12 protein-coding genes are annotated in these 9,713 nt (G+C 39.1%); 6 read left to right on the forward strand and 6 right to left on the reverse strand.

Annotation, left to right across the window (positions count from 1 at the left end; translation table 11 throughout):
* Positions 1-672, reverse strand: a 672-nt coding sequence (vrrA, locus tag AC1DUW_RS14875; protein WP_477642849.1) for a VrrA/YqfQ family protein, incomplete at its 3' end; no start/stop codon positions are given.
* Positions 673-1,097: 425 nt separating this feature from the next.
* Here vrrA and AC1DUW_RS14880 point away from each other — a divergent pair.
* Together AC1DUW_RS14880 and AC1DUW_RS14885 are read left to right on the forward strand one after the other, a co-directional pair.
* Positions 1,098-2,411 carry a DEAD/DEAH box helicase gene (locus AC1DUW_RS14880; RefSeq protein WP_053346982.1) on the forward strand — a complete coding sequence of 438 codons (1,314 nt, stop codon included), beginning with the start codon at positions 1,098-1,100 and terminating at the stop codon, positions 2,409-2,411.
* A 15-nt stretch (positions 2,412-2,426) separates the two neighbouring features.
* Positions 2,427-3,323, forward strand: coding sequence for a deoxyribonuclease IV (locus AC1DUW_RS14885; RefSeq protein ID WP_053346981.1), 897 nt, complete (start codon positions 2,427-2,429; stop codon positions 3,321-3,323).
* 107 nt (positions 3,324-3,430) lie between these two features.
* On the opposite strand, the gene AC1DUW_RS14890 is transcribed toward AC1DUW_RS14885, so the two are convergent.
* Positions 3,431-3,691, reverse strand: coding sequence for a DUF2624 family protein (locus tag AC1DUW_RS14890; protein WP_053346980.1), 261 nt, complete (start codon positions 3,689-3,691; stop codon positions 3,431-3,433).
* A gap of 214 nt (positions 3,692-3,905) precedes the next feature.
* On the opposite strand from AC1DUW_RS14890, the gene AC1DUW_RS14895 reads away from it, so the two are divergent.
* Genes AC1DUW_RS14895 through AC1DUW_RS14905 form a run of 3 tightly spaced genes read left to right on the forward strand, consistent with a single transcriptional unit; the run spans position 3,906 to position 5,964 of the window.
* Positions 3,906-4,670, forward strand: coding sequence for a metal ABC transporter ATP-binding protein (locus AC1DUW_RS14895; protein ID WP_116820721.1), 765 nt, complete (start codon positions 3,906-3,908; stop codon positions 4,668-4,670).
* 21 nt (positions 4,671-4,691) lie between these two features.
* Positions 4,692-5,525 (forward strand): metal ABC transporter permease, encoded by an 834-nt coding sequence (locus AC1DUW_RS14900; RefSeq protein WP_477642850.1) that lies wholly within the window; start codon positions 4,692-4,694, stop codon positions 5,523-5,525.
* 13 nt (positions 5,526-5,538) lie between these two features.
* Positions 5,539-5,964, forward strand: coding sequence for a Fur family transcriptional regulator (locus AC1DUW_RS14905; RefSeq protein WP_053346977.1), 426 nt, complete (start codon positions 5,539-5,541; stop codon positions 5,962-5,964).
* A 33-nt stretch (positions 5,965-5,997) separates the two neighbouring features.
* On the opposite strand, the gene AC1DUW_RS14910 is transcribed toward AC1DUW_RS14905, so the two are convergent.
* Positions 5,998-6,582 carry a 5' nucleotidase, NT5C type gene (locus AC1DUW_RS14910; protein ID WP_053346976.1) on the reverse strand — a complete coding sequence of 195 codons (585 nt, stop codon included), beginning with the start codon at positions 6,580-6,582 and terminating at the stop codon, positions 5,998-6,000.
* Positions 6,583-6,717: 135 nt separating this feature from the next.
* Here AC1DUW_RS14910 and AC1DUW_RS14915 point away from each other — a divergent pair, with 135 nt between their 5' ends.
* The gene (locus AC1DUW_RS14915; protein WP_477642851.1) at positions 6,718-7,206 is read left to right on the forward strand and encodes a DUF4190 domain-containing protein; all 489 of its coding nucleotides are present in this window, start codon (positions 6,718-6,720) and stop codon (positions 7,204-7,206) included.
* Between the two features lie 183 nt (positions 7,207-7,389).
* Here the strand turns inward: AC1DUW_RS14915 and ispG are convergent, their stop codons facing one another.
* The 3 genes from ispG to AC1DUW_RS14930 all read right to left on the reverse strand — a co-directional run.
* Positions 7,390-8,499, reverse strand: coding sequence for a flavodoxin-dependent (E)-4-hydroxy-3-methylbut-2-enyl-diphosphate synthase (ispG, locus tag AC1DUW_RS14920; protein ID WP_180320478.1), 1,110 nt, complete (start codon positions 8,497-8,499; stop codon positions 7,390-7,392).
* 168 nt (positions 8,500-8,667) lie between these two features.
* Positions 8,668-9,000, reverse strand: coding sequence for a LysM peptidoglycan-binding domain-containing protein (locus AC1DUW_RS14925; protein ID WP_477642852.1), 333 nt, complete (start codon positions 8,998-9,000; stop codon positions 8,668-8,670).
* A gap of 334 nt (positions 9,001-9,334) precedes the next feature.
* Positions 9,335-9,713, reverse strand: a 379-nt coding sequence (locus AC1DUW_RS14930; protein ID WP_477642853.1) for a DUF1189 family protein, incomplete at its 5' end; no start/stop codon positions are given.

Consider the following 9,713-nt stretch of genomic DNA (forward strand, 5'->3'; position numbering starts at 1 on the left):
GCCAGAAGACCTTACCCTTGTGGTTTCAGGACGAACTTTAGAGATTGGTTTTTCAGGGGTAACGGTTTCTTGTTTAGTTGTATCCTCCTTTAACTCATTGGTATTTGGTGACACATCCTTTGCTTTTGTTTCAACTTCACTTTCACCTTCTGATTTCACTGTATCATCACTGGATGATATGCTTCGGAAAACCTTCCACATGGACGGCAAGTTTTTAATAACTGGGCCATATTGCTCTACCATTGGGGTGAATTGTTCGGCTGCCTGCAGCACTTTTTGCGTGTTGTTGAGCATATTGTTCAGGGAATCAGGGTTTTTTAATGTCTCTAAAATCCCACCTCCACTACTTCTTGAAGAATTTTGGTTGGTGGAAGAAGCAGCTGGCGCAAATAAGTTGGGGGAAGCTGCATTCTGTTTGGACTTACCCAGAATTCTTGATAGCAATCCTTCTTTCTTCGCAGGTGGCTGTTCCTGCCTCTGTGGCTGATTGAATGGACCTCGGAAACCTTGAGGTGTTTGAGGTCTATTTGGTGCAACAGGCCGACGCATCTGTTGAAAAGCGTTTGGATTTTGCTGCTGGGGTCCTCTAAACGGGCCTGGTGGCTGCGGCATTCGCCTTGCATTAGGTGGTTGAAATCCGGGTCCGGGTGGCCGATTTCTACCTGGGAACATAGGTTTCACCTCCTCTAAGTTTATATGCTGGTGTTTTCTTCTATATAAATTATGCAGTTCAACAAAAAAGGTTTGAGGAAAGAATGACTGGGCTGTTGTGAAGTAACCGGAAAGAAGGTAAGATGGTAACGGTAGTCTTTTAGCTCCATGTCTGCGGGGGATACGCTATGGCCAGGACAGGGGCTTTTCGTTTGCAAGAGTCCATTTTAAGAGAACTAACCAAAGCGCTTGCGCTTTTTATATTTTTTTAGCTTCAGCGCCTAGCTCGTTGTGAAAAAGATGATGGACCTCAAAAGGCAAAAATCGCCTTATGGGTCAATCCTTATTTTCTTCACGAGCTACCCAAGGCGCTTGCGCTTTTTGTATAAAATTTATTATAATAATAGGACATGTCTATTGACTGACAAGGATAAAGGAGTTTTTTGATGAAACAAAACCAATTTGAACGATTTAATTTGAAAAGCTACATTCTAGATGCGGTTCGTACTTTAGGGTTCGATAAGCCGACGGAAATTCAAGAACGTGTGCTTCCGTCGCTTTTAAAGGGAAGTAGCTTAATAGGACAGTCGCAGACAGGTACGGGTAAGACACATTCCTATTTGCTGCCAATTATGAACAAGCTTGATGCTGGTAAAAATGAAGTTCAAGCGATTATTTCCGCACCAACCCGTGAGTTAGCGAACCAAATCTACAAAGAAGCTTTGAAAATTGCAGACCATTTCCCTGAGGATGAGCAGATTCAAGTCCGTTGCTTTATCGGTGGTACTGATAAACAGCGAATGATTGATAAATTGAAGACACAGCCACAACTGGTTATTGGGACTCCTGGTAGGATTAAGGATTTGGTTGAAGCTCAGGCCTTACAAGTGTATACAGCAAAAATGCTTGTAGTCGATGAAGCGGACCTTATGCTTGACATGGGATTCCTTGAAGATGTCGATTTATTTGCATCACGTATGGCTGAAAAAATTCAAATGCTTGTTTTCTCGGCAACTATACCAGAAAAATTAAAGCCATTCTTGAATAAATATATGGAGAATCCGAAATATGTTCAAGTGAACCCTAAACAGGCGACTGCTGCAAAAATTGAACATGTCTTAATTCCGCTCCGCCATCGTAACAGAGAGCAGTTACTGCACGATATCATTGTTCGTTATAATCCGTATTTGGCGATTATTTTCACAAATACCAAAAAAATGGCGGATCATGTGGCTAATTCCTTGATTGAAAAAGGGTTGAATGTCGGTCGTATTCACGGAGATTTAACACCTCGTGAGCGTAAAAAAATGATGAAGCAAATTAAAGAATTGGAATATCAATTCATTGTTGCGACAGATTTGGCTTCGCGTGGAATCGATATTGAAGGTGTCAGCCATATCATTAACTATGAATTGCCATCAGATTTGGACTTTTATATCCATAGAACAGGAAGAACAGCTCGTGCAGGATATTCAGGTATCGCCGCAACAATCTATGCTACATCTGATGAAGATTCATTGAACCGTCTTGAAAAGATGGGAATCGAATTTCATGATGCCGATATCCAAAACGGCGATTGGGTTAATATAGAAGAGCGCAATAAACGGAAAAACCGTAAGAAACAAAAATCTGATATTGATGTTAAAGCAAGTAGGCATGTTAAGAAGCCAACTAAAGTTAAGCCTGGTTACAAGAAGAAAATTCAACGTGATGTGGAAAACTTTAAAAAACGTGAACGTCGTATACAGAGAAAGAAATAATAAGGGAGTAATTAGATGCTGAAGATTGGATCGCATGTTTCTATGAGCGGGAAAAATATGCTTCTTGCTGCGAGTCAAGAAGCGGTTTTATATGGCTCCAACACATTCATGATCTATACGGGAGCCCCTCAAAATACAAGACGTAAAAAAATCGAGGATTTAAATATCGAAGCCGGTAGATTGCATATGGAGGAAAATGGAATAAGTGATATCGTGGTCCATGCCCCCTATATCATCAACATCGGAAATACGACGAATCCAGCCACATATGAGCTGGGAGTCAACTTTTTACGTAGTGAAATCGACCGGACAGAAGCGTTAGGTGCAAGACAGATTGTTCTTCATCCAGGTGCACATGTTGGTGCAGGCAGTGAACTCGGAATCAAGAGAATCATCGAAGGCTTAAACGAAGTGCTCACTGCCGATGATAAAGTTCAAATTGCCCTTGAAACGATGGCTGGTAAAGGAACTGAATGTGGCCGTTCTTTCGAGGAGTTAGCGATGATCATCGACGGTGTAACCCATAATGATAAGTTATCGGTATGCTTCGATACATGCCATACTCATGATGCTGGATATAATATCATCGAGGATTTCGATGGTGTACTAAATGAATTTGATAAACTAGTCGGTATTGACCGCATTAAGGTCCTTCATATCAACGACAGCAAAAATGAACGCGGTATGCGTAAAGACCGCCATGAAAATATTGGTTTTGGCCATATTGGTTTTAATGCGTTGAATTATATTGTCCATCATCCGCAATTAAGCGATGTTTCGAAAATACTGGAAACACCTTATGTAGGAGAAGACAAGAAAGACAAAAAGGCACCATACAAATTTGAAATTGATATGTTTAAGAACAATCAATTCGAAGAAGATGTATTGGAAAAGATCATGTTACAAAAATAATAATGTTGAAAGGGCGATTCATCGAAATAACGATGAATCGTCCTTTCATTTTACTTATAATGTGGACGAATGCCTAGGTAACTAAGTCAGACAGCCGGCAGAGTTATTTAAAAATTGGAAGTAAGATTGTTGAAGAGGGTTTCAATTTCCCTGGCTGTGCTGGCTCCGGCAACATTAGTAATTTGACCAAGAACGTTCTGTCTTTGACGGATATCAAAAATGTTAATGTTTTTACCTTTTAGAAGTGCGCTGATATCTTGTGCTTGTTTTTGAGTTAGTGAAACCTGGTGCTGCCTCGCAAGGGAAAGTAGTTCATCGGGTCGTATATTGTTAATTTTATGATTAACCATCATTTCAAATAATTTCATACGATCTCCTCCTTTTTTAAAACATATGAAGAAGGTAGACGTATGTGAACATGAAACTTTGTTTGATTCTCGAGAAATTGATGTAAATAATGAATTTTGGTATTTCAGGGCGAAAAAGCTCTTGATTAGAGGGCAGGATTCTTTACATCTGAACTTCTTTGATTTATACTAACCATTGTTAATCGTAATGATTCTTAAAAAAAAGGTGATCTCTTTGGATAATGTAGTAAACCCCATTGTTAAATTAGAAGATATATCTTACAAATATACAAAAGATCTAGTGTTGGAACATGTTTCGCTTGAAATCCCTAAAGGGGCTTTTTTAGCAATTGTCGGACCAAATGGATCCGGTAAGTCCACACTTTTGAAGTTGCTACTTGGTTTGTTTAAGCTCCAAAAAGGAAAAATTGAAATATTTGGGGAAGATATACGACGCTTTAAAGATTGGCAAAAGGTCGGGTTTGTGTCACAAAAGGCGAACTCCTTTAACTCAGGATTCCCTGCAACTGTATTTGAAGTGGTTCAAAGCGGTTTGACCAAAAAAATCGGTTTATTTAAATTTGCAAGTAAAGAGGATAAGCAAAAGGTAAAGAAAGCTTTGGAATCTGTGGACATGCTCGATTATCAGAGCCGCAATATCGGTGAATTATCCGGGGGCCAGCAGCAGAGGGTATTCATTGCCCGATCACTTGTCAGTGAGCCGGAATTGATGATCCTGGATGAACCTACGGTCGGAGTGGATTCAAAGAACGTCCACCAATTTTATGAAATGCTGGAAATGTTAAATGAAAAATTAGGAATTACCCTAATTTTAGTCACTCATGATGTTGGTACGGTGACCGATAAAGTCACACATGTCGCCTGCTTGAATAAAAAGCTTCATTTTCATGGGGATGCATGTGAATATAATGATTTGGATGAGGGAGAACTGTCATCAATTTATGGGCACGGCGTCCAATTGTTAAATCATAATCATTAAAATATTTTGGAGGATAGCCCAATGATATCGGGGATATTGCAATTTGAATTTTTGCAGAACGCTTTTTTGACTGGAATCATCATCGGAGCGCTTGCGCCATTAGTAGGCGTTTTTGTCGTGGTAAGAAGGATGTCGATGATTTCCGATGCACTTAGTCATGTAGCGCTTGCTGGTATAGCATTTAGTTTATTGCTACAGAAGAGCTTTCTATCACTTGCTGGATTGAATCCGCTATATATAGGGATGGCTTTTTCGGTAGGGGGTTCTTTATTTATTGARAAATTAAGAGGGGTGTACAAGCATTACYAAGAACTTGCAATCCCAATCATTATGTCCGGTGGCATGGGTCTGAGTGTAATTTTTATTTCAATTGCGGATGGTTTCAATACGGATTTATATGGTTATTTATTCGGAAGTGTCAGTGCAGTCAGCCGTTCAGATTTGTATGTCATTTTGGCAGTGGGAATAGTAGTTTCCTTGATGCTTACCCTATTGTATAAAGAACTATTTCTGTTATCATTTGATGAAGAGCATGCTAAAGCTTCTGGAATACCTTATAAAGCGATTCACTTTATATTTATTGTCATGGTAGCATTGGTCATTGCTGCTTCGATGAAAATTATTGGAATATTGCTAGTCTCATCGCTCATGACGCTACCAGTTGCAGCTAGCCTCCGCTTTGCGAAGGGTTTTAAGCAGATGATTGTTTATTCCGTACTATTCGGTGAAATTTCCGTTGTCGGCGGATTATTTTTATCATACAACCTTAATCTCGCTCCAGGTGGGACAATTGTTATTATCGCAGTGCTAATTCTCATCTTGTCAATTTTGTTTGATAAGTGGAAAAATCGATAGATGGGGTGATGTTTTGAACGTAACAACTGCCATGCAATTACTAAAAGATAAAGGCTTTAAACATACAGGAAAGAGAGAAGAAATGCTTCAGCTTTTCTCTTCCAGTGATAAATATTTAACCGCTAAAGATGTGTTGGAGAATATGAAACAGGAATATCCAGGCTTAAGCTTCGATACGATTTACCGTAATCTTTCCTTGTTTGTCGAACTCGGAATCTTTGAGACGACCGAGTTGGAAGGAGAAAAGCATTTTCGCTTTACATGCGGACATTCTTCACACCATCACCACTTCATCTGTTTGAATTGCGGTAAAACGAAGGAAATCGAATTATGCCCGATGCAGGAACTTCAGGAAAGTTTGAAGGACTATGACGTTTCGGGACATAAATTTGAAATTTACGGACGCTGTCCTACATGTAGTGTTTCTGTAGAAGCGTAAAAAACCATTGACTTCAGTCAATGGTTTTTCTTTTTATTTTATAGTAAGGGGCTTTTCTGCCATCCAATTATTCACCCAGTGAGAGGCTTCTTGCCAATTGTTGACTCGTATCACTCTATCGGGCACAGGATCTTGGTTATAAGGGGTATTAAATAAAATTACGGGTATTTTGCATTCTTCAGAAATGGCCACCGCATTATCATGCTTGTCCTCCAAAAAGAGATCGACGGCGAATTTTTTGGCTGTAGCAACTTTATCGTGTGAACCAACCAACTCTAGGTGGTTATAAATGACCTTATTCGTTGAAAACCATTTTTCTGTTACATCCAGCAGGCGGTTGCTTCTGGCACTGATAAAATATAAGTCAGCTTGGTCTGTCCACTTTTCCAATACATCTTTTGCTCCCTCAGCCAATATAGACTCGGAATAAATGAGTGGCTCGGTTTCTATGAACCATTTGGTGAAGTCTTCTTTTGGTACATTTACAAAAGGGAATAAGTCATACTCAGTTATATCTTCATAAGCTAAATTCAGTTGAAAAGCTTTATTTAAATAGGGGACCATGGTATCAGGTCTTGTAACAGTCCCATCTATATCAATGCCAAAACGTTTTTTCATGATGAATCTCTCCTCATTTTCAATACTTGTAATAGTGTACCATATACCAACTTAGTAATGGAAAAAAACCATATTTATTTCCAAGACATGAAACCTTTTTTACGGAAGTTTCTATAGATTGTACATACACTATAAATGCTCCTACAAATGAAAGTGAGGGATGCACGAATGGAAAAAGATCAATACTCCAGTATTGACGATGAGATGCGATCTAAAGAGGAAAGTGTACCAGCTGTTGTAGATGATCAGCATCATGAGCGTTATTATAATGAAGATACAGCTGCAGATGACAGGCGATATGAAAATAGGGAGTCTAATGTAAAGACGGATAACCGCTATCGTGAAGAAACTTCTGCCGAAATATCAACACCGCCTCAGCGAAGCAGAGGATATAATGACGAGTCGGTTGATTCTGAAGATAGGACTTCAAGTGGAAACGTTGTTGGAGTTATATCCTTAATCATCTCCATAATATCGTTATTTATGATGCCCTTCATCTTAGGGGCTTTAGGGATAATTGTCGGTATTTTTGCTCGCGTTCGAGGATCGAAAATGGGTACATGGGCCATAGTTATTGGTGCAGTCTCCATCATTGTCGGCATATTTATTCTGCCGTTCTTTTAAAGGAGCATAAGCTTGCCTTCGATGTCGTTTTCATGACATTGAAGGCGCTTTTTTTGTTTGTAATCAGTACAAATTTTATGCTTAACACTTTTCTAATGGCTTATCGACCAATGATGAGTTATATTTATTTAAATTTAGTGTATTAAAAGAAAAAAGTCCCGAAAATAAAATTCGGGACTTTTTTTATTTAGTTAAGGCTGCAGCAGCAGCTTCTGCTCTTTGTTTTTCATAGTACTCTTCAGCGATTTTGTCAATTTCCTTTTTCAGTTCCTCGACCATCGTTTCTTCAGGCACTTTACGTACGATTTGTCCTTTTCTAAACAGTAAACCTTCACCACGTGCTCCAGCAATGCCGATATCCGCCTCACGAGCTTCACCAGGGCCGTTTACCGCACAACCTAGAACAGATACCTTAATTGGTGCTTTAATCGTCTGGATGTACTCTTCAACCTCATTAGCGATTGAGATTAAATCAATTTCGATACGTCCGCATGTAGGACAAGAAATTAAAGTAGCCATGTTAGAAGCAAGTCCAAATACTTTTAGAAGCTCCCTTGCCACTTTCACCTCTTCGACAGGATCAGCACTTAAGGAAACACGCATCGTGCTTCCGATACCTTGGCTTAGGATGGCACCTAGTCCGGCAGCACTTTTTACAGTTCCGGAGAACAGTGTACCTGATTCCGTAATCCCAAGGTGTAGAGGATAATCGAATGCTTTTGAAGCTTTTTCATATGCTTCGATGGCTAAATTTACATCAGAAGCCTTCATGGAAACGATGATGTCATGGAAATCGTGATCTTCCAGGATCTTGATATGGTGTAAGGCACTTTCAACCATGCCATCGGCAGTTGGGTATCCATATTTATCGAGGATCTTCTTCTCGAGAGAACCAGCATTGACTCCAATACGAATCGGAATTCCTTTTGCTTTCGCAGCTTTAACAACTGCTTCAACTTTTTCACGTCGTCCGATGTTACCAGGATTAATCCTGATTTTATCTGCTCCGCCTTCTATTGCTTTAAGAGCCAGCTTATAATCAAAATGAATATCAACTACAAGTGGGATGTTTATCCGTTTTTTTATTTCAGGAATGGCATCAGCCGCTCTTTCATCTGGGCAGGCGACACGTACGATTTGGCAACCAGCTTCTTCAAGACGAAGAATTTCTGCAACTGTTGCTTCAACATCATGTGTTTTTGTTGTAGTCATGCTTTGTACAATAACTTCATTATTGCCGCCAATTGTTAAGTTTCCGACTTTAATTGGCCGCGTCTTAGTGCGATGTATGATTTCACTCAAGTGGAATTCTCTCCTTTAGGAAAAAATCAGTTTTGATTTTTAATTTATTTCTCTAAAATATTGTATCAATGTACATACCGCTTTACAAGGAATAGGATGCATTATCTTTTTTTGTATCAAGAAAGTATTCCGTTTTTGAAACCGTGGACCCTTTGATAGCTATTTATAAATAGGAATTTTATATGTTTTGCCAATTTGCATTTGTTCTGGCTTCAACCCTTCGTTCAGTCCTTGAAAGTCAGATATAATTGTCTCGATCGGCTGGTTTGATGCGCCGATTTCCTTTTCAACGATGGAGAGTAATGTATCACCAGGTTTGATGGTGATTTCATTGTAAGCCACTGAAGGGACAGATGCAGGCTTACTTGCCGGAACAGATGGCTCGACTGAAGTGGTTGATGGATGGGAATCCGGCAGTGTACCTGTGGYTAAATCAAAATAAATAATAAATATAATGAAACAGAATGAGATAAAAAGCAGTAGCCGTTTCATTTTTCCATCCTCCCAAGCTTGTCTTTAATACATATATACTTGGAAGGTTTAAAGATTATGCCTAAAATTGGGCAGATTTTTCAAATGAAAATTAGGACTTACTTGTCCGACTTTTTTATTTTGTTGTGTAAAAGCCCTTTTATATGAATTGGTGTTAAGAAAGTAGCGGATTTCCTTTGGTGTCAGATCAATCTTTTTTGCCTCCATTATTACGATTAAAGGTTAATAAACCTAATAAATAACAACTGAGTGATTGTATAACAGTGATATTCCCAAAGTAAAAACCCGGGCCTTATCGGCGCGGGTTTTTTGCAATTCATTAGCATATAATTCATTATTCCTTAACAGCTGATGTTTCTTTAATTGATAAGTACATCATAATTAATGTCACAAACCAGCTAAGGAGCGAAGCAAATGGAACATTTGCCTTAAAGATGTCCATGATGGTAAAGAAAATAGTGGAAAGTGTAATACTGTATGCACCAATTCTCCATAGATGCCTATAAGCAAGCGAACGACCAAGAGTGCTTTTGAAAAGAAGACCAAAAGCGGCTAGAATTGTCACTTTAATGAATGTTCCACAAGCAGTAAACAGGTATAATATGAGAAGCAGTAGCGAAAGGATAATCGGCAGCACAGAATCGACTGAATCAAGCCAATTGGATATGTCCTGATTATTTCCTTCTAAAAGGGAATAAGGAGAAGTTTGAACG

This window comes from Peribacillus sp. P4_C12, assembly GCF_056402095.1.

Bases quoted from the DNA above. Each gene is read 5' to 3' on its own strand.
- AC1DUW_RS14885 (WP_053346981.1), top strand. From the start codon at position 2,427: ATGCTGAAGATTGGATCGCATGTTTCTATGAGCGGGAAAAATATGCTT.
- AC1DUW_RS14890 (WP_053346980.1), bottom strand. From the start codon at position 3,691: ATGAAATTATTTGAAATGATGGTTAATCATAAAATTAACAATATACGA.
- AC1DUW_RS14880 (WP_053346982.1), top strand. From the start codon at position 1,098: ATGAAACAAAACCAATTTGAACGATTTAATTTGAAAAGCTACATTCTA.
- AC1DUW_RS14915 (WP_477642851.1), top strand. From the start codon at position 6,718: ATGCTCCTACAAATGAAAGTGAGGGATGCACGAATGGAAAAAGATCAA.
- AC1DUW_RS14910 (WP_053346976.1), bottom strand. From the start codon at position 6,582: ATGAAAAAACGTTTTGGCATTGATATAGATGGGACTGTTACAAGACCT.